At 56.2% G+C, this 22,103-nt stretch carries 21 protein-coding genes; 11 read left to right on the forward strand and 10 right to left on the reverse strand.

What is annotated here, in order from left to right; all coding sequences use genetic code 11:
* Positions 1-7: 7 nt before the first annotated feature.
* Both P2R09_RS14000 and P2R09_RS14005 read right to left on the reverse strand, forming a co-directional pair.
* The gene (locus P2R09_RS14000; RefSeq protein ID WP_275770751.1) at positions 8-1,258 is read right to left on the reverse strand and encodes a CmpA/NrtA family ABC transporter substrate-binding protein; all 1,251 of its coding nucleotides are present in this window, start codon (positions 1,256-1,258) and stop codon (positions 8-10) included.
* Positions 1,259-1,520: 262 nt separating this feature from the next.
* Positions 1,521-2,735 (reverse strand): nitrate regulatory protein, encoded by a 1,215-nt coding sequence (locus P2R09_RS14005; protein ID WP_275770571.1) that lies wholly within the window; start codon positions 2,733-2,735, stop codon positions 1,521-1,523.
* A gap of 487 nt (positions 2,736-3,222) precedes the next feature.
* On the opposite strand from P2R09_RS14005, the gene P2R09_RS14010 reads away from it, so the two are divergent.
* The 8 genes from P2R09_RS14010 (at position 3,223) to P2R09_RS14045 (ending at position 12,232) form a co-directional block, all read left to right on the forward strand.
* On the forward strand, positions 3,223-3,714 hold the full coding sequence (locus tag P2R09_RS14010) for an SH3 domain-containing protein (protein ID WP_275770574.1): 492 nt from the start codon (positions 3,223-3,225) through the stop codon (positions 3,712-3,714).
* Positions 3,715-3,799: 85 nt separating this feature from the next.
* Positions 3,800-5,017 carry a type IVB secretion system protein IcmH/DotU gene (gene icmH / locus P2R09_RS14015; protein ID WP_275770576.1) on the forward strand — a complete coding sequence of 406 codons (1,218 nt, stop codon included), beginning with the start codon at positions 3,800-3,802 and terminating at the stop codon, positions 5,015-5,017.
* On the forward strand, positions 5,017-7,131 hold the full coding sequence (gene tssM / locus P2R09_RS14020; RefSeq protein WP_275770578.1) for a type VI secretion system membrane subunit TssM: 2,115 nt from the start codon (positions 5,017-5,019) through the stop codon (positions 7,129-7,131). The genes icmH and tssM overlap by 1 nt, the downstream gene beginning before the upstream one ends.
* 13 nt (positions 7,132-7,144) lie before the next feature.
* Positions 7,145-7,843, forward strand: a complete 699-nt coding sequence (gene tagF / locus P2R09_RS14025) for a type VI secretion system-associated protein TagF (RefSeq protein WP_003853123.1) — start codon at positions 7,145-7,147, stop codon at positions 7,841-7,843.
* Between the two features lie 36 nt (positions 7,844-7,879).
* On the forward strand, positions 7,880-9,016 hold the full coding sequence (gene tagH, locus P2R09_RS14030; protein ID WP_275770581.1) for a type VI secretion system-associated FHA domain protein TagH: 1,137 nt from the start codon (positions 7,880-7,882) through the stop codon (positions 9,014-9,016).
* Positions 9,013-9,789: a PP2C family serine/threonine-protein phosphatase gene (locus P2R09_RS14035; RefSeq protein ID WP_275770583.1), complete on the forward strand. Its 777-nt coding sequence runs from the start codon at positions 9,013-9,015 to the stop codon at positions 9,787-9,789. Before tagH ends, P2R09_RS14035 begins: the two co-directional genes overlap by 4 nt.
* A gap of 14 nt (positions 9,790-9,803) precedes the next feature.
* Positions 9,804-10,757, forward strand: coding sequence for a hypothetical protein (locus P2R09_RS14040; protein WP_275770585.1), 954 nt, complete (start codon positions 9,804-9,806; stop codon positions 10,755-10,757).
* Positions 10,758-10,801: 44 nt separating this feature from the next.
* Positions 10,802-12,232, forward strand: coding sequence for a serine/threonine-protein kinase (locus tag P2R09_RS14045; RefSeq protein ID WP_275770587.1), 1,431 nt, complete (start codon positions 10,802-10,804; stop codon positions 12,230-12,232).
* An 85-nt stretch (positions 12,233-12,317) separates the two neighbouring features.
* On the opposite strand, the gene P2R09_RS14050 is transcribed toward P2R09_RS14045, so the two are convergent.
* Positions 12,318-12,992 carry a gamma-glutamylcyclotransferase gene (locus P2R09_RS14050; RefSeq protein WP_003850848.1) on the reverse strand — a complete coding sequence of 225 codons (675 nt, stop codon included), beginning with the start codon at positions 12,990-12,992 and terminating at the stop codon, positions 12,318-12,320.
* Positions 12,993-13,218: 226 nt separating this feature from the next.
* Positions 13,219-13,449, reverse strand: coding sequence for a putative cation transport regulator ChaB (chaB, locus tag P2R09_RS14055; RefSeq protein ID WP_275770589.1), 231 nt, complete (start codon positions 13,447-13,449; stop codon positions 13,219-13,221).
* A gap of 386 nt (positions 13,450-13,835) precedes the next feature.
* On the opposite strand from chaB, the gene chaA reads away from it, so the two are divergent.
* Entirely contained in the window at positions 13,836-14,927 is a 1,092-nt protein-coding gene (gene chaA, locus P2R09_RS14060) for a sodium-potassium/proton antiporter ChaA (RefSeq protein ID WP_003850842.1), read from the forward strand.
* Positions 14,928-14,987: 60 nt separating this feature from the next.
* On the opposite strand, the gene kdsA is transcribed toward chaA, so the two are convergent.
* Genes kdsA through hemA form a run of 6 tightly spaced genes read right to left on the reverse strand, consistent with a single transcriptional unit; the run spans position 14,988 to position 20,309 of the window.
* On the reverse strand, positions 14,988-15,842 hold the full coding sequence (gene kdsA / locus P2R09_RS14065; RefSeq protein WP_275770592.1) for a 3-deoxy-8-phosphooctulonate synthase: 855 nt from the start codon (positions 15,840-15,842) through the stop codon (positions 14,988-14,990).
* Between the two features lie 25 nt (positions 15,843-15,867).
* Positions 15,868-16,677: an invasion regulator SirB1 gene (gene sirB1, locus P2R09_RS14070; RefSeq protein ID WP_003850839.1), complete on the reverse strand. Its 810-nt coding sequence runs from the start codon at positions 16,675-16,677 to the stop codon at positions 15,868-15,870.
* A 1-nt stretch (position 16,678) separates the two neighbouring features.
* Positions 16,679-17,071: a SirB2 family protein gene (locus P2R09_RS14075; protein WP_003850837.1), complete on the reverse strand. Its 393-nt coding sequence runs from the start codon at positions 17,069-17,071 to the stop codon at positions 16,679-16,681.
* A 26-nt stretch (positions 17,072-17,097) separates the two neighbouring features.
* Positions 17,098-17,928: a peptide chain release factor N(5)-glutamine methyltransferase gene (gene prmC, locus P2R09_RS14080; protein WP_275770594.1), complete on the reverse strand. Its 831-nt coding sequence runs from the start codon at positions 17,926-17,928 to the stop codon at positions 17,098-17,100.
* The gene (gene prfA / locus P2R09_RS14085; protein ID WP_003850832.1) at positions 17,928-19,010 is read right to left on the reverse strand and encodes a peptide chain release factor 1; all 1,083 of its coding nucleotides are present in this window, start codon (positions 19,008-19,010) and stop codon (positions 17,928-17,930) included. The genes prmC and prfA overlap by 1 nt, the downstream gene beginning before the upstream one ends.
* A gap of 42 nt (positions 19,011-19,052) precedes the next feature.
* Positions 19,053-20,309 (reverse strand): glutamyl-tRNA reductase, encoded by a 1,257-nt coding sequence (hemA, locus tag P2R09_RS14090; protein ID WP_003850831.1) that lies wholly within the window; start codon positions 20,307-20,309, stop codon positions 19,053-19,055.
* 216 nt (positions 20,310-20,525) lie between these two features.
* On the opposite strand from hemA, the gene lolB reads away from it, so the two are divergent.
* Both lolB and ispE read left to right on the forward strand, forming a co-directional pair.
* The gene (gene lolB, locus P2R09_RS14095) at positions 20,526-21,149 is read left to right on the forward strand and encodes a lipoprotein insertase outer membrane protein LolB (RefSeq protein ID WP_275770753.1); all 624 of its coding nucleotides are present in this window, start codon (positions 20,526-20,528) and stop codon (positions 21,147-21,149) included.
* Positions 21,146-22,003: a 4-(cytidine 5'-diphospho)-2-C-methyl-D-erythritol kinase gene (gene ispE, locus P2R09_RS14100; RefSeq protein WP_275770598.1), complete on the forward strand. Its 858-nt coding sequence runs from the start codon at positions 21,146-21,148 to the stop codon at positions 22,001-22,003. The genes lolB and ispE overlap by 4 nt, the downstream gene beginning before the upstream one ends.
* The last annotated feature ends 100 nt before the right edge of the window (positions 22,004-22,103 follow it).

Genomic DNA, 22,103 nt, shown 5'->3' on the forward strand with positions numbered 1-22,103 from the left:
ACCTCTCTTAACGTTTGATAGCGAAACTGGCGGCGTAGGCGGCAGGATTGCTGCCATCCCAGACTTTGCCGTCGATCAGGGTGCTGCTGCGCATCTCACTGGCAGGCAGTGCAATCTGCCCGACTGCGCTGGCCGCCTGTTTGTAGATGTCGATGCGGTTGATCTGGCGGGCCACGGCAAGGTAGTCGGGATCGCTGGCGAGCAGACCCCAGCGTTTCATCTGCGTCAGGAACCACATGCCGTCGGAGAGCCACGGAAAACTGACGTTGCCGTTGTCGAAGAAGCGCATCGGATGCGCGTCCTGCCACGACTGCCCCAACCCGTTCTGATACTGGCCGAGCATTCGCCCCTGTAGCGTTTCCACTTTGGTGTTGATCCAGGCGCGCCCGGCTAGCACCTGCGCGGTTTCACGGCGGTTATCGTCTGAGGCATCAATCCAGCGCGCCGCCTCCAGCACCGCGGCGGTCAGCGCGCGGGCCGTATTAGGATTCTCTTTCACCCACTGCGCGCGGGTGCCGAGCACTTTTTCCGGATGCTCCGGCCAGATCTGCTGGCTGGTGGCGGCGGTGAAACCGATGTTGTCGCTGATGGCACGCTGATTCCACGGCTCACCGACACAGAAGCCGCTCATGTTGCCAATCTTCATGTTCATCACCATCTGCGGCGGCGGCACGACCACGGTGCGCACATCGTTAAACGGATGAATGCCGGCATTAGCCAGCCAGTAGTAGAGCCACATAGCGTGCGTGCTGGTGGGAAAGGTATGCGCGAAAGTCAGGCTGCCTTTGGGACTGCCATCTACGGTTTTTTTCAGGCTGGCCGCATCGGTGACGCCACTGGCTTTCAGCTGGTTCGAGAGGGTGATCGCCTGGCCGTTGTGATTGAGCGTCATCAGGTTCGCCATGTCGTGCTGCGGTCCCGCCACGCCCAACTGCAGCGCGTAGATCATGCCGTAGAGCACATGTGCCGCATCCAGTTCACCGGAGGTCAGCTTGTCGCGCACCGCCGCCCAGCTCGCCTCTTTGCTGACCGCCAGCGTCAGACCATACTTCTTGTCGAAGCCTTTGACCGACGCCATGACCACGGGCGCACAGTCGGTAAGCGGAATAAAGCCTACCCGCACCTGTGACTTTTCTGGCGCATCGGAACCTGCCGCCCAGACTGCATTTCGTAATCCCGGAACGATCCAGGCCGCACCCAGTGCAGCACCGGAGATCAGCGCCTGACGTCGTGTCAGTGAAAAAGGCGTTTTGCTCATCATGTTGCCCCTGAACAGAAATAAAAAAAGGCGTCCTCCGACAAGCCGAAGCCTGCGGATGGACGCCTTTATCCAAAGCACTGACCCCACCGCCATTGGCGGGAGCAATGCGTACTCTCTGTATGGTTAAAGCAAAGGGTGTGCCAGATCGCCGAAGCCGCGTGAATACCGCTCTGCGGAAAAATACTGGTGATAAATTAACCGTTTTTGCACGTTTCTGACGCAGATCACGCACAAACGCTGTGCAGCTACCTCATCCGGGTTAGGTGTTCAGAGTCTTCGCCACCGCCAGCACCGCCTGCGCGATCTCCAGTACCCGCTTATTCTGATTCATCGCACTTTTGCGCAGCGTCTGCCAGGCCGCCTCTTCGGTGAAACCCTGCTGCTGCATCAGCCAGTGTTTGGCCTGATCGATCACCCGACGTTCGTCGAGTGAGGCACGCATTGACGCCAGCTCATTCGTCTGCTGCTGCAAACGCTGCGACTGTTCACCAATCAGCGACAGCACCGAGCGCCCGAGCTGCGGGGCAAGGCCGTCACTGTTGAGCGCAGCTGCACCATGCAGCCAGTCAGCGCCGGAGACATAAAGCGAAAAGTTGCTGTCGCCCTGTGCCATCGTAAACATCGGCTGTTGGTGCGCCTGAGCAATCGCTTCACGACAGCGCTGCATCAGCGTAGCCGTCAGGGCATCCTCAAGGGTTTTCATCTGATCGAGCCGCCTGGAGAGCAGGGAAAACCAGTGGAGTGCGCCGGTCTCATCACAGGGCCCTCCGGTACAGGCGATGCGCCGCAGACGTTCAATGTCCCGGCTGGCCTGAGACAGCGGCTGCCAGCGTTTGCAGGTCGCGCTGTCAGCAAATTCCTGGAAAGTGGTAAAACTCTGCTCCTGGGCCGCAATCAGGGCCACCAGCTGGCTACGCTGATCGGGTGTGAAATGACGCGCCGCAAAGCCCGCAGCACCGATAGCCCGTTCCTGCCCGGCCAGCTCTTTGCCCTGCATAAAACTGAACAGCGCGATAAGCGCACGGGAAATCGCGGGATAGCTTGCCGTGTCGGCGGCCTCAAAGACCAGATTAAGTAAGGTGCGAATAACCTGATTAAAAGCGGACATCGCTGCAGCCTGATCCTGCTCTCGCTGGCTGATCTGCTCACGCAGCGCGGGTAATCCGTCCAGCGCCTGCAGCGCCGAAGCAATCAGATTGCAAAAGCGGCTAAAGCCGGGCTGCGCAACGGCGGGCGGTAGCGCCCGGTAAAAATGCTGCAGGCTGGCACTGACCTCCTGCTGACGGGCGTGACGTTCGGCGCTGAAGAGCGCGCCATTTGAGCAGATCCAGAGGTTGTTTGCGCCACGTTCCCGCTGCAGTCGATGAACCAGTTCACTGATAGCGGTTATCAACTCGCCTGTCTCAAGCAACCGTTGCAGACTGGCATTATCACTGTCACGCGATGCCTGCAGCCATGTCATGGCATTACTCATTGCTCACCTCGGTGCGGTTAAAAGCTTTGAGAAGCAAAAGGCGTGCCGCTTTCGGCAAAAACGCGGACCCGAACAGGGCGTAAATTCTGATTTTGATAATATTCTTAACGCAAATCGATAAAATTTTTCGACAACAAGTTATTAGTAAAACTTAATAGTTTCCAATCGGATTAATTGCATGTCAGAATGCGCGACACTGTTCTCAGGCAGTTTGTTGCCGCGATAATTCAGTTAGTTTTAACTATCATATCTGCTGGCGCTTTTCTGGCTTCAAAACCCGCACGTAAAGTGCCCACTATCACGCATCGGCAGTGGGTGCAATGGTTTGAATTCTCAAAAGTCTTAGGTAGACTAAAAGCGTTACTATCCCGATGTAAACTGACCTTTTTTTGAAACACAGAATTTTGGCACGATGCCGCGCGACAAACAGCGCCTCATGACATCGGGTCCGGCAACATGCAGTTACTTTGATGAGATCACGAGGAACATGGTGAAAAAGAGTCTTGCGTTAACACTGCTGGCGGTCCTTACCCTGGCAGGCTGTAAGGCCCCGCCGCCGCCCGTCACTGACGATACGCTGGTCACCAGCGAAATTAACGGCGTCAAACTGGTCCATCGACACGCTGTCGCGGCACCGACTGAATTTGAACCCGTTAACCAGACCTGGCGCGCGCTCTATGGTGCATCAGTGATGACCTCGCCTGACTACGGTGGCAAAGTCGTTCGTTATCTCGAAACGGGTAAACCCTTTGAAGTATTGGGTAATGTGGAACACAACTGGCTGGCCATTGCTGACCAGGCTGACGGTCCACTGATCGGCTATGTGCCGCTAAAAGCAGGCGTCGCGAGCGATCGTTATGATGCTACCGTGCAGAGCGACCGTCCCCGTCCCCGCAAAACCAAGCAGGTCTGCGTAGCCGTTGGCGGTGACAGCAAAGCCTGTCGGACTAACGATACCGCGACATGGATCTTAGACTGAATATGAAATCCGGCGCATATTGCCTGCAGCACCGTCCCGGGCTGTGGGTACAGGGATTAGCCATTGGCTGGAAGATCACTAATTAATGACTGTGGAATCCCCTGCGCGTGAGGCGCCCCCCTCAGGCAATGAGAATCTATTACTTCAGGCTGCGGCGCCACTACTGAACGCGGTAGTACAAATTCGTCAGGCAGCCACACATGACGACCCTGCGGGTCTGCGCCAGTCTCTGATCGATGAAATCCGCCAGTTTGAACAACGCTGTAAACAGGCAGGGCTGCCGTTTGAGATGATTATCGGCGCGCGTTACTGCATCTGCACTGCGCTGGATGAAGCCGCGGCGCAGACCCCATGGGGCACGCGCGGGGTCTGGTCTGGCAACGGCATGCTGGTCACCTTCCACAATGAAAGCTGGGGTGGTGAAAAATTCTTTCAGCTACTGTCACGCATTTCACAGAGCCCGCAGCAGCATCTCTGGCTGCTGGAAGTCGTGCAGTACTGCCTGCTACTGGGCTATGAGGGCCGCTATCGCGGCAGCGAAAATGGTCGCAACCAGTGCGACGGTATCCGTAATCGCCTGAAAAGCCTGATTGATGAAACGCGCGCTCAGCGCCAGACGCCACAACCGCCACTGGTAGAAGTTCATCCGCTGGTGAGCACTCTCGCCCGTCCTATGGTACCGCTCTGGGCTTGTGCCATGCTGGTCGCGCTGATTGGCTGCCTGATTTACAGTGGATTAAACTGGCGGCTTGGCAATGCTGCCGAACCCCTGCTGCGCGCCATCTATCAGACACCCCTGCCGCAAATTACCGCGGGCCGCCGACCCTCTTCGCCACAGGCGTTGCTGGACCTCCGTCAGCGCCTGAATGATGTGATTGCTGCCGGACAGCTTGAAGTCAGTGACGGCGCCTTTGGCAGCAAAGTGATTATTCCGGCGGACAAACTGTTTGCTGAGCAAGGTACGGTGATCAATCCGGTGGGGCGGGCGCTGCTGGCCCGCGTCTCAAACGCGATGAAAGATGTCAAAGGGACCATCCTGGTCTCGGTGTTTACCGACGATCATCCGGTGGATAACAGCCGCTTTGCCTCCAGCTATGAGTTTTCTTTTGCCCGCGCCCGCACGATCACTCAGCTGTTACAGGTTCAGCTGAACGACGGTCATACCGTTCGCTCTGAAGGCCGCGGCGATAGCGATCCGCTGCTGCCTAATGACAGCAGCGAAAACCGGACCCGCAACCGTCGCGTTGAAATTACCCTGTTTGCCGCGCCTGAAACGCTCACTAATCATCAAGGAGCACAATAATGCGCGCCTCACTTCGCCTGCTGTTAACACATCGCCTGCTGTGGAGTTTTATTGGCGTTACGGCGCTGAGCTGCCTGGTCTGGATGCTCGGCCCGTTCTGGTCATGGGGCCAGTCACGCCCCCTGGAACCGGTTCTGCCCCGCCAGCTCACCGTAGGTGCGCTCTATTTTCTCTGGATCCTGTTTCAACTCATTCCGTCGCTTTATCGTGCCTGGTTTAACAGTCGCTTACTGACCCAACTTCAGCTGTCGGATAACGACGATCCTGCCGAGCGTCAGATGACAGATGAGCGGCTCAACCAGCGCTTCAGCGAAGCCGCGTTGCAGCTGAAACGCACGCAGTTTGGACGCCGTCACAGCGGCAGTTTACTGTCTCGCTTTAACGCCAATTATCTCTACCAGCTCCCCTGGTATCTGGTGATGGGCGCGCCCGGTGCCGGTAAAACCACCGCGCTGTTTAATGCCGGTCTTGAGTTTCCGCTCACTGACACCCTGGGCCAGCAGGCGATTCGTGGCGTTGGCGGCACCCGCAACTGCGACTGGTGGTTTACTGACAGTGCAGTGCTGATCGATACCGCCGGACGGTATGCGTTGCAGGAAAGCCAGCGCGTCCGCGATGCTGCGGAGTGGCACAGCTTTATCAATCTGCTGAAACGCTATCGCACCCGTCAGCCGATCAACGGTGTCATCATGACCATCAGCGTTGCCGATCTGCTGAGTGATTCCGCCGAGGCGCGTTTCGCCCAGGCCAGCGCGCTGCGCGAGCGGATGGCGGAACTGCATCAGCAGACCGGCATTCACTTCCCGGTCTATGTGATGGTCACTAAAACCGACCTGCTGAAAGGTTTTATGAGCTACTTTGGCTCTATGGATAAAGCGCGGCGTGACGCCATCTGGGGCTTCACCTTTAACTGGGATTCGGGTAAGCCGCACAAAGATGACTGGCACCGCAATTTTGGTCAGCAGTTCCAGCGGCTGGAAGAGAATCTCCAGCAGCATCTGTCAGGACAGATGACCCAGGAGCGCGATCTGAACGCGCGTGCCGAGTGCTTCCTCTTCCCGCAGGAGTTTGCCTCACTGCGTCCACTACTGAACGAATATCTGGATATCGTTTTTTCTGAGCATCAGGATGCGGTCGCCTGGAGCCCGCGTGGCCTGTTTTTCACCAGTGGCACGCAGGAAGGCCTGCCGTTTGACCGGGTGATGGGAGAACTGAGCCGCAAACTGCAGTTACGTCAGGCGGGCGATCACTCCATTGCGGCCTGGGACAGTGTTAACCGCAACAGTCCGATTCCCGGCAACAAAGGCCAGAGCTTCTTTATTCGTGACCTGCTCAGCGATCTGATTTTCAAAGAAAGCGGTCTGGCCGGCAGTAATCGCCGCTGGGAGTACCGTAATCAGCTGTTCCACTGGATTGGCTATGGCGTACTGGCCGGTGCACTTCTGATCGCCTCCAGCCTTTGGGGCCTCAGCTACTATCAGAATCAACATTATCTGCAACAGGTTGCCGCGCGGGTACCGGCGATACGCGAGCAGAGTCAGCAGGTGATTCATCAGCCTGCTGATAATATTTTTGATCTGCTACCCTTTCTGAACAACCTGGTAAAGCTACCGCTCTCAGAACGTTTTTCTCTCGATAATCCACCGCTTACCATGCGGGCGGGTTTATATCGCGGTAGCCAGGTCAGCGATGCCGCCTGGGTGCTTTATCAAAATGCGCTTAAGTCTTTATTGCTGCCGCGGGTAGCACAGCAGATCACTAACATTCTGCGTAACGATCCCGGTGATGATAACGCTTACAGCCGCAATGCGCTGCGCGCCTATCAGATGCTTTATCAGCCGCGAAACTACGATGGCGAATTTTTGCGGGCCTGGCTGCTGCAAAATTTACAGCGTTCACTGCCCGACACAGTAAGCGCCCGCGATCTGCAGCAGCTCGACTGGCACCTGAGCCAGTTGCTGGACCAACAGATTCAGTCATCGCCTTATGCACGGGATAATGCATTAATGATGCGTAAGCTGGCGGAGAATCTGAACATTGCGGGCCAGAAAGGTGACATGCTGGCAGTTACGCCGCTGCACCAGGCCCCGCCATCACACTCGCAAAGCGAGTAACGGTGAGGTGAATATGGCTGCTTACATCGCCCCCGGCTGGTATGGCAAACTGCCATCGACCGGTGACTTTTTGCACCGTCGGCTGAGCGAGCAACAGATTAGCCCCTGGAATCACTGGTTCCAGCAGGGATTGATGCACTGGCATCAGCAGGCGTGGTCCAGTAGCGCGAACTTCCTTCACGCGCCAGTGTGGAATTTTGTCCTGCCGGTGACCGCGACCCGACCCCAGATACAGATGGGCTGTTTACTGCCCTCCTGTGACCGTGTTGGACGCGCCTGGCCGCTTCTGGCACTGCACAGCTTTTCACTGGCGCAGTGGCATCCGGCCCAACTGACCATCTCTGGTGACTGGTTTCAGGATCTGGGCGCGACGCTGTTACAGGCTGTTCAGACCCCGCTGGATGGTGAGCAGTTAGAGCAGCAGATTCAGGCATTGCCGCCGCTGCTGGTTCCCGCCAGAAAGCCTTCTGAAATTATGGATGTGCTCGGCTTTCAGGATCTGCCCTGCACGCTGAGCTGGCGTGAAGTGGCTGAACGCTTTGACCCTCAGCAGCACATGAGCTACTGGTGGAGTAATCGTAGTGATGGGTTTGTCCATGCGACCCACAAGCACAGCGGCAATCTCACTGCGCAACTGTTTTCGTTACTGTTCAACCCGGCGGCAGGTTCACTGCCGGGACGTAATGGCCTCTATCCTCCGATGTTCGAGTGAGGCCGGATGCGTTTGCTGTTTAATCTGGGATAACTCATGCAATTTACCATTGTGCAAAGCACCGCGGATTTTCCGGTCAAAAGCGTTGCGTTTCAACCGCCTGGGGGCACCATTGGCCGCAGTCAGGACAACGATCTGGTGCTGCCTGATGAGACGCGGGCTATTTCGCGTCTGCAGGCACTGGTTCACCTGTCACATGACGGAGAGTGTCGCCTGACCAATCAGGGCAGCGTGACGCCGGTAGAACATAACGGCATCGCCCTGGGGCGCGGCATGCAGGTGCTTCTGAAGCATGGCGATGCGTTGCGCATCGGTGACTATGCCCTGGAAGTGCGTGATCCCGCCTGCAATGACGCGCGAAACGATCCCCTGGCGCTGTTTGCTGGCGACAGCGCCGAGCCTGCAAACCCGCTGGGCATTCACGAACATCATGAGGTTGAGGATCGGCTGCTGGTCAACGATTCTCCTCCTTTACGCCACGAGCGCCACAACGATGCGCGTCTGGCCATCGATCCGCAGGCCAGTGAGCCGCAGAAAGCGTTCATGACACAGCCGGTGGATCAGGATCGGCTCATCGCCGCACTGTTGGACGGCATGGGGCTCAGCAATGGGCATGCCACACCGATTAACGAAGAGCAGATGCGGATTACTGGCCGGATGCTGAGCCTGTTTTCTCAGGGCACCGTGGCACTGCTCTCGTCGCGATCTATTCTCAAGCGTGGTGTAAAAGCAGACATGACGATGATCCTGAACGAAGCCAATAATCCGTTCAAGATCCTGCCCTCCGGTAAAACTGTATTGATGCAGATGTACCAGAGTCAGATGCCCGGTTTTATGCCGCCGGAACAGGCGGTACGTGATGCACTGGTCGATTTGCAGGCCCACCAGCTGGGCATGATTGCCGGTATCCGCGCCATTATTGCAGCAATGCTGCAATCCTTTAATCCACAGCGTCTGGAAGAGCAGGCGCGTGCCGATGGCGTGGTATCAAAGCTGCCATTTTCCACCGTAAAAAAGGCGGCGCTGTGGGACTACTTCATGCGTAATTACCAGCGAACTGCCGGTGAGATTGAAGATGATTTCCACACGCTGTTTGGCGAGGCCTTTCTTCATGCCTATGACATGGAGGTGAATCAGTACAAGGACTCGCAGACGCGGGTAGATGAAACATGAAAATTGTTTTTGCCAGCCGCTGCCAGCAGGGCTTACGCGATGAAAATCAGGATCGCACCGGCACAGCGCTGGATGAGCATAAAGCCTGTTTTGTGGTTTGCGATGGCGTAGCCGGTTTGCCTGGCGGCGAGATCGCGGCGCAACTGGTGCGTGACACCCTGCTCAGCCAGATTGAGGCGCATGACGACTTCACACCGGAAATCACCCGCAACGCAATTGAACAGTGCCGTCAGGCGCTGCACGAGGCACAGGGTAAAAATCCGAAATATTCACGCATGAGCACGACGCTGGCGGCCCTGTTTATTGACCGCCATAAACAACGTGCATGGTGGGCGCATGCGGGTGACAGCCGGGTTTACCACTTTCGCCGCGGTGCGCTTCATGAGGTGACTCGGGATCACAGTCTGGCCCAGCAACTGAAAGATGCAGGCTATGAAAATACCGGCATTAACAGTAATTTACTCTATAATGCGCTCGGCGCTGAGCCGTCTCGCTTAGTGAGCTTTTCAGAAGAGATTGCGCTGGAAGATGGCGATGCTTTTCTGGTCTGTACCGACGGCTTCTGGCTGAATCTGACCAGTGATGAAATGGAACAGGCGCTGCGCATGGTGAATGCGTGTGAAGAGTGGCTGGCTTTGATGGAACAGGCGGTGAGCCGCAACGTGAAGAAAGATAATCTCAGCGCACTGGCGGTCTGGATTGGTGAGCCGGAAGAAGCAACATTGCTTTATTCACTGGCTGATTCGGCGCGCTTTCTGCCGCCTCGTTTTTGATTCCAAGGATCCTTATGAAACTGTGGTTGCCCGGCATCATCACCCTGCTGATTGCCTTTAATGCCCAGGCTGAAAATTATCGGGTGGTCTACTCCCCCAGCCTGGCGCTGGAGGTCTACATCGATAATGTGGTGAGCAAAGCGCCCGACGACTGGTGTAAAGAGACGCTGCCGTTGCGCATCGTCTCTGGCAAGAGTAAGGATTCCGCCGTGCTGACCACCTTTTTACCGCGCGTCGGCACCCTGCTCGCCAATCAGTGCGGATTACTGGATGAACTGCCCTGGCAGATGACCAACAAAGAAGGTGGCGTCATGGCCAGCGGCAGCGCAAGCAAGTTGCAGAACTGGCGCCCTATTGTGATGGCGGATGCCACCGTTAGCGCCAGTGACAGCAACGCTGCACCACTTGACCTGTCACGGCCTGCCAACAGCACGCCGCTGCAACATTTTGATCTCCCCAGCGGCTGTCACTTCCGCACCGCCTGGAATGAAAATGCTCAGACGCTGTTTATACCGGACGTCAGTAAGCAGCACTGCTCGCCGGATGGCTGGGCTGAGGGCAAGAGTGAGCTGACGCTGGTGACCCCGGAACATCCCACACCGGTCGCTGTCACCTTCTATCAGGGCTATCCCATCGCCAACCTGGCGATTCCGGACAGCAAGCTTGAGGTCATCGCCGCTAATAATCAGCGCATGATTGTGACACGCCCGGACGCCTCAGATAGCTGGCTGGTCCTGCCCTTTGATGCCCGGCAACATGTCTGGCGCTTCAATGGCGCACTGTTGATTAAAATGGATAAGAATGCTGCGCAGCAGAATGCTGACGTGGTGAAATCGCGAGTCGATACCTTGCGCAGCCAGTGGGCGCCCTATTTCATGCCACAGCAAAAAGTGAATGTGTTACTTATCGACACCCTGCACGCGGATCTGGTTGATCCTGCCATTGGTGCCTGGCGTAACATCAATTAATTACCGCGCAGCCTGGCAATCAGGCCGTGTACAGAGAGTTCACTATGTCGGCAAATGATAATACGAAAACTGTTCCGAATGCCCTGCCTGACGGCTACCGTTTTAATGAGTTTGAGATCAAGGAAGTCATTGGAGGCGGTGGCTTCGGCATTGTCTATCGCGCCTGGGATCACCAGCTCGAACGCACAATTGCTATAAAAGAGTATATGCCGGTGTCGCTGGCGGTCCGTGCCGCCGATTTGTCACTGGAGCTGCGCGGAGAGCGTTTTCAGAAACTGTTTAATGCCGGACTGAACAGCTTTATTCAGGAAGCGCGTCTGCTGGCCCGATTCAATCATCCTGGGCTGCTGCACGTGCTGCGCTTCTGGGAGCAGAACGGCACGGCCTATATGGGCACGCTCTATTACAGTGGCATGACGCTCAAAGAGTGGCAGGTTACCAGCCCGGCGTCGATTTCTGAAGCCTGGATCCGCCGCCTGCTGCCGCCGCTGCTGGGTGCTATCAGCACGATTCATCAGGCTGGCTATCTGCATCGCGATATCTCACTCGACAACATACAGCTTCAGGAGAATCAGCTGCCCGTACTGCTGGACTTCGGCTCGGCGCGAAAGGAGATCGGCAACCTCTCTGACGAAACGGAGATCATGCTTAAGCCTGGCTTTGCGCCCATCGAACAGTACAGCGAAGAGGGTGAAGTTGAACAGGGACCCTGGACGGATATCTACGCGCTGGGCGCGGTGCTGCATAGCCTGATTACCGGTAATCCCCCGCCGGTGAGCGTGGTGCGCTGCATTGAAGATAATTATCAGCCGCTGGTGGAACGCCAGCCTGAAGGCTACTCGCTGCCGCTGCTGCACGCCATTGACTGCGCGCTGGCCATGAAACCTGGCGATCGCCCACAAACCATCGACGCCTTTGCAGCGCTGATTGATCTGCCGGTCAGTGATGTTGAGGCCGTGGTCAACAGTTTCCCGGTGCCGGGCGAGCCTCCGGTTATGCCGATCGAAGAAGTCGTTGAGGCGGCTCCGCCGGTTGTGATGGCGGTAAATCATGCTGCAGCCTCAGCGGAGCCTGTTACCCCGCGTGCGGTGCGCAAATTGTCACCTGTCTTGCTGAGCCTGGCGGCCGTGGCTATCCTGGCGGTGCTCGTCGCCATCTGGCTGGCTAATCGCCACACTGTAATGCCAGATGTGGTCAGCAATAGCTCAGCCGTGACGCACCCGGCACCTGCATCGACGCCGCCAGCCGCAGCGGTTCCTGCCGCGCTGGCGACGGTCTATATGAAGCTGGAAAGCGGTGAAAGCGTAGTGCTCAATGGACAGCAGATCGAGGTGAAACCTGGCAGCAGTGGATTTGCCGCGCTGAATCTGGCGGCCGGGCAGTACAAAATAGACGTTAAAAATGGCAGTGAGACGCACACCCAATCTCTGACCATTGATAAGCCTGGAACCTGGCTTATCAATCCGGGCAACTAATCCCCGGATTGATCGTAAAAGGGCGCGACAGTGTCGCGCCCTTTTCTATGCTACTTCTACGCTGCTGACCCGCCTCTGGCCTGATTCAGGCCTGTTTGAGACAGGATTGCTGGAGCGTCCGCACCTGATGCGCCAGCCGGCTCAGGCTCTCTTCCTCCATGCCACGACGGGTGAGTTCCTCTTCCAGTGCAAACAGATACTGCGCATTCGAACCCAGCGGGCCGCTGGCCGCAGCGATGAGTGGCGCAATCGCCTCCGGGCAGGAGTCCGATTCATAGAGCGGATGACGTGGGTCCATAATAAAGGTCAGCGCAGTCACGCTGCGGCCATCTTCGAGCTGTAGTTCACACCAGGTCGGTAAATAACAGCCGGTGATCATCTCACGCTTCCACAACAGCGCCAGCTCTTCATGTAAGCGCGCTTCCGGCAGACGAAATGCCAGTCCGGTTGTGCGGCCACCCTGTTTCAGCGCCAGCATGCGCCCCGGATGCGTGGCAGTGCCACGTCCCGCGATCAGCCGCAGGCAGAAAGCACGATGCCAGCCCTCCAGCGAACCGGATGCAACTTCATCCGCCTCAAAAATCGGGTTCCACATCAGTGAGCCGTAACCAAAGATCCAGACAGGGCTGTGATCGGGACGGCAGGCCAGCGTGGCGGCCAGTGAGGCGGCGCGCTGCTCGCAACTCCAGAGTAGCGTCTCATCGATATCCCCGAATGATGTTTTACAATCCGCTTTTAATAGAAATTCCCGGGTAAGCAATGCGACCTCCTCAACGTCATCGGCGTCCTGCGAAAGTGCTCCTGTAACATGATCTCCAAAACGGCGCTGCGTTTCGTTCATTAAATTGACATTAATCTATTTACGCGCGGGGTTTCAAGCGTGATTCCGGTCGCAGGTTAAAAAAAACCAGATAAACCTGATAGCGAAGTCGAAAAAAAGGGCTGGATAATCCTGGCCCTTTGACGTGAACAGACTAGCAAGGCGATTACGCTTTGGGATGCCACTTATCGTCATTCCCTTTTTCATAATCTTTTTTCACGGCTGACCAGGCGACCTTATGCGCCACTTCTTCCCGCGAATCATCGCCGCGTCGATCTTCCGCCTCTTTATATTGATCCCACGCACTGTTAAATGCCTGCTGATAGATATCCTGCGCATGCGCAGGAAGCACGTGCTTAACGTTATCGGGTAAGTCGGTTCGTTTATCGTAAGGCATAACTTTTCCTCTGCTTATCGTCGCGATTTAGTGTTTCTGGTTAAGCCTGGCGCAGCAGCAGAAAAACGCAAACCTGTACTTATCGTCACTTCAGTTTAAAAATATAAACCCATCCCTGAAATTTATATTAAAATGCCGTTTTTCTGACATATATCGTCAGGATAGATGCACACGTCAAACTTGTTGTAGCCTGATTAATATTGCAATATTTCAGATAACATCAGGTTAATATCATTTCAAAAGGTTATTGCAGTTAAGTAAAAACCAGTAAATTTCTCCCGTCAGGGCCGGTGAAAAGATAAACTGCGCCCTGCCCTAAAACTGATTATATTTCTAACAGCAGCCCCCGCTGTGTCCGGATAATCATTAACCAGAGAGGATGGTGAATGCCTTCACATGAAAAAACTCGTCACAAGGAATTCTCGCTGATATTTCCCCTTATCACGCTGGGTATACTCTATTTTTTTGGTGCTAACACCGCATTTCCCGTTGTCGTCGGTATCAACTTAGTGGCATTGATTGCCATTCTGAGCAGCGCGTTTAGCGTGGTGAGACATGCAGATGTGCTGGCCCACCGGCTGGGCGAACCTTATGGCTCACTGATTCTGAGCCTCTCTGTCGTCATTCTGGAAGTGAGTCTGATCTCGGCGCTGATGGCGACAGGCGATGCTGCACCCGGCCTGATGCGCGATACGCTTTATTCGATTGTGATGATTGTGACCGGCGGGCTGGTCGGCTTTGCGCTGCTGCTGGGCGGTAATAAGTTTGCGACGCAGTACGTCAATCTGGCGGGCGTGAAACAATATCTGATCGCTATCTTTCCCCTCGCGATTCTGGTGCTGGTATTTCCCAACGCGCTACCGGGCGGTAATTTCTCTGTCACCCAGGCCCTGCTCATCGCGGCAATTTCAGCCGCAATGTATGGCGTTTTCCTGCTAATCCAGACCAAAACCCACCAGAGCCTGTTTGTTTATGAGCATGAAGATGAGAGTGACGATGGGGATCCGCATCATGGCAAACCTTCGGCGCACAGCAGCGTCTGGCACACTATCTGGCTGATCGTGCATTTGATTGCGGTCATTGCCGTAACCAAGATGAACGCCAATACGCTGGAAAGCCTGCTGACAGACCTGAATGCACCGGCACAGTTTACCGGCTTCCTGGTGGCGTTGCTTATCCTCTCACCGGAAGGCCTCGGCGCAATTAAGGCTGTGCTGATGAATCAGGTACAGCGCGCCATGAACCTGTTCTTTGGTTCGGTGCTGGCGACTATCTCCCTGACGGTACCGGCGGTAACCATTATCGCCACCCTGACCGGCCAGGAGCTGATATTCGGTCTGGAGCCGCCACAGATGGTGATTATGATGGCGTCGCTGATTCTCTGTCAGCTCTCCTTCTCGACCGGACGCACCAATGTATTGAACGGTGCCGCCCATCTGGCGTTGTTTATCGGATATCTGATGACCATCATGCTGTAACGGCAGCGGGCTTCAGACGAAAAAAAAGAGCGAGTAATCGCTCTTTTTTTTTCAGCAAACTTATTTGCTGGTATCAAGGTCCGGGAAGCTTTTCACCAGATCGTCAATCGCTTTCATCTGCACCAGGAACGGCTCCAGCTTATCCAGCGGCAACGCGGATGGGCCATCACACAGGGCGTGTTCCGGATCCGGATGCGCTTCGATAAACAGACCGGCAATGCCGACGGCCATACCGGCACGCGCCAGCTCAGCCACCTGAGCACGACGACCGCCTGATGCTGCACCGAACGGATCGCGCGTCTGCAGCGCATGGGTCACATCGAAAATCACCGGGCTGTTTTTGGTGACTTTCTTCATCACGTTAAAGCCGAGCATATCGACAACCAGATTGTCATAGCCAAAGTTGCTGCCGCGATCGCACAGGATAACCTGCTCGTTGCCACCTTCAGCGAATTTATCAACGATGTTGCCCATCTGACCCGGGCTGACAAACTGTGGCTTCTTAACGTTGATAACCGCGCCGGTTTTCGCCATCGCTTCTACCAGATCAGTCTGACGCGCCAGGAAAGCTGGCAACTGAATCACATCCACCACTTCAGACACTGGCTGCGCCTGTGACGCTTCATGAACATCGGTGATGATCTTCACACCAAAAGCCTGCTTCAGCTCCTGGAAAATCTTCATCCCTTCTTCCAGGCCCGGGCCACGATAAGAGTGAATCGAGGAGCGGTTCGCTTTATCAAACGACGCCTTAAAGACGTAAGGGATACCGAGTTTCGTGGTGACGTTGACGTAGTGTTCGCAGATGCGCATCGCCAGGTCGCGTGACTCCAGCACGTTCATCCCGCCAAACAGTACAAATGGCAGATCGTTTGCGACGTTGATATCGCCAATACTCACGACTTTCTGTGTCATGCCCTTTCCTTTTCAGTGGGTCCGCTTAGTGCAGCGTGACCTGTTTTTGTTCGATTGCGTGAATCTGAACTTTGATCATTTCGCTGACCGGGTCTTCAGGACACTGCTCAACGAAGTAAGTTAAATCATTCAGCGCGATATGTTCGCACTCCAGCTGCGCGTAGATCAAACCGCGGTCGCGAATTTCATAGGGATCGTCCGGATCGATACGCAACAGTACCTGACTGACGTTCAGCGCCAGTTCCATCTTCTGCTCTTCCATCAACGCCGCTTTCAGCGTGTCGAGCATTTTGCGCATCACGGTGACGGTCTTCGCTTCGTCGAGGTCATCATCATACAGACGCGCGGTCGGGCTGATGTTGCCTTTGAGCCACACTTCCAGCGTGTGCCGGTCAAGGGTTTCGCCATTGAACGGGTTGATCATCCACTTGTCGCCATCAATCCAGTCAGCACGCAGAATCAACTGCGTCGGGAAAATCACCGGCATCAGCGGCAGTTCCAGCTCGGCGGCAATATGTAGCAGGATAACGCCCAGTGACACTGCCGTGCCCTGACGCGTCTTCAGCACATTGTCGATCCAGAGCGCATCAGAAAGCTTGTAGACACCGCTGGCGCCGCGAAATCCCCACTGGCGATAAAACAGCTCAAGCAGCTTTTCCAGCTGCATATCAGCATCTTCAGCGTGGCTGACATAGTCACGCGCTTCGGCGACTAACGCCGCAAGTTGCGCTTCCACCGACAACGCCGGAAAATCGGCGCGGATGGCAAGCGTAGCGCCAATCACCGCTTCACACAGCGGTGTCTGGCTGAAATCTAATTGTTCGGTCGAGGTCATACTATCCCCATAACGGCATTTTAGTCAGCGCCAGCGTAATGATGGTCACCAGGGCGAGTAACGCCACCAGAAAAGCGATCCAGCGGGTGCGATCAGTGCGTGGACGACGACTCAATGCCACAAATCCTAAGGCGATGTAGATGATAACCGCTAAAAGCTTCTCCGTCAGCCAGCTTCCTTGCGGCGTGAAGGGATAGAAGTGGGTAATCATCACCAGCGAGACGCCGGTCACCAGTAACAGCGTGTCATTAATGTGCGGCAGAATGCGGACCCAGCGTTTCGTCATCATTGCCGAACCACAGCGCAGCCAGTAAAACCGCAGCAGAAACAGTGTCACGGTCAGCACGACGGTTAAGATGTGCAGATTTTTAATCAGAGGATAAAAGGCGACCATTACAAATCCTTTTTAAAGCGCTTTTATTAGGGGAACTGACCTAAGGTGACTCGCGGATTGCCACCGTAATCGTTGACGGTTTCAACGGCGTGATAGCCATTCTGCCGCATCAGCGTAGCCACCGCCTCGCCCTGCTGCCAGCCATGCTCCAGCAACAGCCAGCCGCCGGTTAACAACCACGCGGGTGCCTGCTCGATCAGCGTGCGCAGATCCGCCAGTCCCGCCTCATCGGCCACCAGCGCGCTGCGCGGTTCGAAACGCACGTCACCCTGCTCCAGATGACTATCGCTGGCATCAATATAGGGCGGATTGCTGACGATGAGATTAAAGCACTGCGGCGTGAGTGCCTGGAACCAGTGACTGAGCAGAAAGCGAGTGTTGCTGAGGCTGAGCTGCTGCGCATTACTGCCTGCCAGCTCAACGGCAGCCTGAATGCGATCCACACCGGTCACCTGACAGTCGGGGCGCTCGCTGGCCAGTGCCAGCGCAATCGCTCCGGTGCCGGTGCCCATATCCAGAATGGTCGAAGGTGTCGCGGGCAGATGCGCCAGCGCCTGTTCAACCAGCAGTTCGGTATCCGGACGCGGAATCAGCGTGGCGTCAGTGACGCGCAAGGGCAGAGACCAGAACTCGCGCTCGCCCACCAGATGCGCCACCGGTTCACCCCGGGCACGACGCGCCAGCAGGCTATTCAGCTGCGCCAGCTGTTCATCGCTGAGCACCGTTTCATCAAAGGCAATTAACCAGCTGCGTGACTTGCCGGTCACGTAACCCAACAGGATCTCTGCGTCACGCTTCGGACTGTCACCACCACACAGCGTGGCAACCGCCTGTTTCAGCCAGTGACGAAAATCCATTAATCCTGACCAGCCAGCGCCGCCAGCTGATCCGCCTGGTATTCCTGCACAATCGGCTCGATCAGGCTATCAAGTTTGCCTTCCATCACTTCATCCAGACGGTAGATCGTCAGGTTGATACGGTGATCGGTCACGCGGCCCTGCGGGAAGTTATAGGTACGGTTGCGGTCAGAGCGATCGCCGCTGCCCAGCAGGTTGCGGCGGGTGCTGGCTTCGGCGGCGTGACGGCGGGCCATCTCTGCCGCGTGAATACGCGAACCCAGCACCGCCAGCGCTTTGGCTTTGTTTTTATGCTGTGAACGTTCGTCCTGGCACTCCACCACGATGCCGGTTGGCAGGTGGGTAATACGAATCGCGGAGTCGGTGGTGTTTACGTGCTGACCGCCTGCACCAGAGGAACGGAAAGTATCGATTTTCAGGTCACCGGCATTGATCTCCGGCAGTTCCGCTTCCGGGATTTCCGGCATCACGGCAACGGTACAAGCTGAGGTATGAATACGGCCCTGAGATTCGGTCTCCGGTACACGCTGCACGCGGTGGCCGCCTGACTCAAACTTCAGGCGCCCATAGGCACCGTCGCCGGTCACGCGAGCAATGACTTCTTTGTAACCGCCATGCTCGCCTTCGTTGGCGCTGATGATTTCAACGCGCCAGCGACGCGCTTCGGCATAGCGGCTGTACATACGGAACAAATCGCCGGCGAAGATCGCGGCTTCGTCGCCGCCGGTCCCGGCGCGGACTTCAATAAAGCAGGCGCGCTCATCATCGGGATCTTTCGGCAGTAACAGAACCTGCAACTGCTGCTCCAGCACGTCGTTTTTCTCACGCGCTTCCTGCAACTCTTCCTGCGCCATATCACGCATTTCAGGGTCGTCGAGCATCTGCTGCGCCGTTTCGATATCTTCCTGTACCTGCTGCCAGTCGCGGAAGCAACGGGTCACATCGGTCAGTTGGGCATATTCGCGTGACAGCGCACGGAAACGCTCCTGATCGGCGATCACGCCAGCATCGCCCAGCATCGCTTCCACTTCTTCGTGGCGCTCCTGCAGGGCTTCCAGTTTGGCAACTATAGAGGTCTTCATTTAAATGTGGGATTCCCGTAACAGGTGGCGACAGCGGTGTGCCTAATCGAGACCCAGGCTGTCGCGTAAAATCTGCAGGCGTTCATTATCGCCATCGCGGGCGGCCTGCTGAAGTGATTTGGTTGGAGCATGTATTAAACGGTTGGTCAGCTTGTGCGCCAGTTCCTGCATGACTTTCTGCGGATCGGCACCCTGCTGCAGCGCCTGCAGCGCACGGCCTTCCAGCTCAGCGCGGATTTCATCCGCCTGAGAACGATATTCACGGATCGTATTCACCGCGCCCTGTGAGCGCAGCCACGCCATGAATTCGCTGCTTTCCTGAACCACGATGCTTTCGGCCTGAACCGCGGCCGCTTTTCGCTGCGCCAGGTTCTGTTCGATGATCGCCTGCAGGTCATCCACGCTGTAAAGATAAGCGTTAGGCAGATCGCCCACCTCCGGCTCTACGTCGCGCGGCACCGCAATATCGACCAGCAGCATCGGTTTGTTACGGCGCGCTTTCAGGGCGCGCTCCATCATTCCCTTGCCGATAATCGGTAACGGACTGGAGGTTGACGAAATAATGATGTCGGCTTCAGCCAGACGAGCATCGATCTCCGCCAGCGTGATCACTTCCGCACCCACTTCCGCCGCCAGCGTTTCAGCGCGCTCGCGGGTACGGTTGGCGATGATGAGATTTTTGACCTGATGCTCACGCAGATGACGCGCCACCAGCTCAATGGTTTCGCCTGCGCCGACCAGCAGTACATTGACGGAAGAGAGAGATTCGAAGATCTGGCGGGCCAGCGTACAGGCGGCAAACGCCACCGAGACCGCGTTAGCACCGATATCCGTTTCTGTGCGCACGCGTTTGGCCACAGAGAAGGTTTTCTGGAACATGCGCTCCAGTTCACTGCTCAGTGCCTGGCCGCGCGAGGAGTCAGCAAACGCTTTTTTTACCTGACCGAGGATCTGGGGTTCACCGAGTACCAGAGAGTCGAGTCCGCTGGCGACGCGCATCAGGTGGCTGACCGCCTCGTTATCCTGATGCCAGTAGAGGCTGTTGCGTACATCCTCTTCATCCAGCTGATGATAATTACATAACCAGCTCACCAGACGCGCCTGTAAATCGGCCTGTTGCTCTACACTCAGGTAGAGTTCAGTCCGGTTACAGGTGGACAACACCACGCCGCTCTGCACCATTGGCTGTGATAACAGGCTGTTTAACGCCTGCTCAAGCGTCTCCGGCCCGAACGAGACGCGTTCGCGCAGAGCAATGGGGGCTGTCTTGTGATTGATTCCGAGAGCGAGCAGCGTCATGGCGGTTTTTGTTGGGATGTCCCAATAATGTCAGGGTTTTGTGATGCGCATTCTACAAGATGCGGCAGATCAAGAAAAGCCATACAAAGGCTATGACTGTAATAAGATTAACCCGATCGTGCGCAATTTGCTGCATAACAGCATTGACGGTTAAAACCGGGACGGTTAGCGTTATCCGTTACGAAAAATACATGTGTCCGAGGAGATGACCACTTGATGCTTAATACACCACGCAATCTGTTGCGCCTTTTGCCCCTTGCCAGCGTCCTGCTGGCGGCCTGTAGCGTCAACAAACCGCAAGGCCCGGGCCCCAGCGTTACCGCGCCACAGTGGCAACAGCATCAGCAGGCGGTCTCAAAGGTTACGCACTATCAGACCCGCGGTGCCTTTGCCTACCTCTCTGACAAGCAGAAAGTCTATGCCCGCTTCAACTGGCAACAGACCGCGCCTGATCGGTATCGCCTGCTGCTGACCAATCCACTGGGCAGTACCGAACTGCAGCTTGATGCACAGGGCTCGGTGGTGCAGATCGTCGACAACAAAGGCAAGCGTTACGTCAGCAATGATGCGCAGAAGATGATTTCGCAGCTGACCGGCATGAACATCCCGCTGGCAAACCTGCGCCAGTGGATGATGGGTCTGCCTGGCGATGCCACCGATTATCAGCTTAACGAGAGCTATCAGCTACGCAGCCTGAACTACAGCCGCGACGGCCAGAACTGGCAGGTGTCTATTGCGGGCTACGATAGCAAAGTTACCCCACCGCTGCCGTCCAGCCTGGAGCTGAAAGAGGGTGATCAGCGAATTAAACTGCGTATGGACGGCTGGACCGTTCAATGATCACCCACTGGCCTGCCCCGGCAAAACTGAATCTTTTTCTCTACATCACTGGCCGTCGCCCCGACGGCTATCACAACCTGCAGACGCTGTTTCAGTTTCTGGATTACGGTGACCAGTTGCAGATTACCGTTGACGACAGCGATTCCATTCAGCTGTTAACGCCGGTTGAAGGCGTCGCGGATGCAGATAACCTGATTGTGCGCGCCGCAAATAGGCTGAAACAGGCAGCCCTGAATAAACATTCCCTGCCTGATCGTGCTGGCGCACAGATCGCCATTGAGAAGCATCTGCCCATGGGGGGCGGCCTCGGTGGGGGTTCATCGGATGCTGCAACCGTACTGGTGGCGCTGAATCATCTGTGGCAAACCGGCTTCACACCGGATGAGCTGGCAGCAATTGGCGTGAAGCTGGGCGCGGATGTGCCGGTATTTGTGCACGGCTTCGCGGCCTTTGCGCAGGGAGTGGGTGAACAACTTCAGCCCGCAGAGCCGGAAGAAAAGTGGTATCTTGTCGCTCATCCCGGCGTGAACATCAGCACACCAGTGGTATTCAACGACCCCGAACTGACGCGTGATACCCCATCGCGCAGTTTATCGACGCTTTTAGCTGCACCCTTCACCAATGATTGTGAAGCAGTGGTAAGAAAACGTTTTCGTAAGGTTGATGAGCTTGTTTCCTGGCTGCTAGAATACGCGCCGTCACGCCTGACTGGCACGGGCGCTTGTGTGTTTGCTGAATTCGACACTGAGTCTGCTGCCCGTCAGGTGCTGGAGCTTGCCCCGAATGGGGTGCGCGGATTTGTAGCCCGGGGCGTAAACGTTTCGCCGCTACAGCGTACCCTGCGAGGCGATTAGCGATTGCGTGACAGTGTCACCACGTTCCAGACACTGCACGTTTCGCATCAACACACCCGTGTGAACGCACATGACTGTACGCGCCGGTTACCGTCATGCC

The sequence above is a fragment of the Pantoea sp. Cr_R13 genome (genome assembly GCF_029222565.1).
GTDB lineage: Bacteria > Pseudomonadota > Gammaproteobacteria > Enterobacterales > Enterobacteriaceae > Pantoea > Pantoea eucalypti.

Bases quoted from the DNA above. Each gene is read 5' to 3' on its own strand.
- prmC (WP_275770594.1), bottom strand. From the start codon at position 17,928: ATGGATTTTCGTCACTGGCTGAAACAGGCGGTTGCCACGCTGTGTGGT.
- tagH (WP_275770581.1), top strand. From the start codon at position 7,880: ATGCAATTTACCATTGTGCAAAGCACCGCGGATTTTCCGGTCAAAAGC.
- P2R09_RS14040 (WP_275770585.1), top strand. From the start codon at position 9,804: ATGAAACTGTGGTTGCCCGGCATCATCACCCTGCTGATTGCCTTTAAT.
- icmH (WP_275770576.1), top strand. From the start codon at position 3,800: ATGACTGTGGAATCCCCTGCGCGTGAGGCGCCCCCCTCAGGCAATGAG.
- P2R09_RS14000 (WP_275770751.1), bottom strand. From the start codon at position 1,258: ATGAGCAAAACGCCTTTTTCACTGACACGACGTCAGGCGCTGATCTCC.
- P2R09_RS14075 (WP_003850837.1), bottom strand. From the start codon at position 17,071: ATGGTCGCCTTTTATCCTCTGATTAAAAATCTGCACATCTTAACCGTC.
- ispE (WP_275770598.1), top strand. From the start codon at position 21,146: ATGATCACCCACTGGCCTGCCCCGGCAAAACTGAATCTTTTTCTCTAC.
- chaB (WP_275770589.1), bottom strand. From the start codon at position 13,449: ATGCCTTACGATAAACGAACCGACTTACCCGATAACGTTAAGCACGTG.
- lolB (WP_275770753.1), top strand. From the start codon at position 20,526: ATGCTTAATACACCACGCAATCTGTTGCGCCTTTTGCCCCTTGCCAGC.
- chaA (WP_003850842.1), top strand. From the start codon at position 13,836: ATGCCTTCACATGAAAAAACTCGTCACAAGGAATTCTCGCTGATATTT.
- kdsA (WP_275770592.1), bottom strand. From the start codon at position 15,842: ATGACACAGAAAGTCGTGAGTATTGGCGATATCAACGTCGCAAACGAT.
- P2R09_RS14035 (WP_275770583.1), top strand. From the start codon at position 9,013: ATGAAAATTGTTTTTGCCAGCCGCTGCCAGCAGGGCTTACGCGATGAA.
- P2R09_RS14045 (WP_275770587.1), top strand. From the start codon at position 10,802: ATGTCGGCAAATGATAATACGAAAACTGTTCCGAATGCCCTGCCTGAC.
- tssM (WP_275770578.1), top strand. From the start codon at position 5,017: ATGCGCGCCTCACTTCGCCTGCTGTTAACACATCGCCTGCTGTGGAGT.
- P2R09_RS14005 (WP_275770571.1), bottom strand. From the start codon at position 2,735: ATGAGTAATGCCATGACATGGCTGCAGGCATCGCGTGACAGTGATAAT.
- sirB1 (WP_003850839.1), bottom strand. From the start codon at position 16,677: ATGACCTCGACCGAACAATTAGATTTCAGCCAGACACCGCTGTGTGAA.
- P2R09_RS14010 (WP_275770574.1), top strand. From the start codon at position 3,223: ATGGTGAAAAAGAGTCTTGCGTTAACACTGCTGGCGGTCCTTACCCTG.
- prfA (WP_003850832.1), bottom strand. From the start codon at position 19,010: ATGAAGACCTCTATAGTTGCCAAACTGGAAGCCCTGCAGGAGCGCCAC.
- tagF (WP_003853123.1), top strand. From the start codon at position 7,145: ATGGCTGCTTACATCGCCCCCGGCTGGTATGGCAAACTGCCATCGACC.
- hemA (WP_003850831.1), bottom strand. From the start codon at position 20,309: ATGACGCTGCTCGCTCTCGGAATCAATCACAAGACAGCCCCCATTGCT.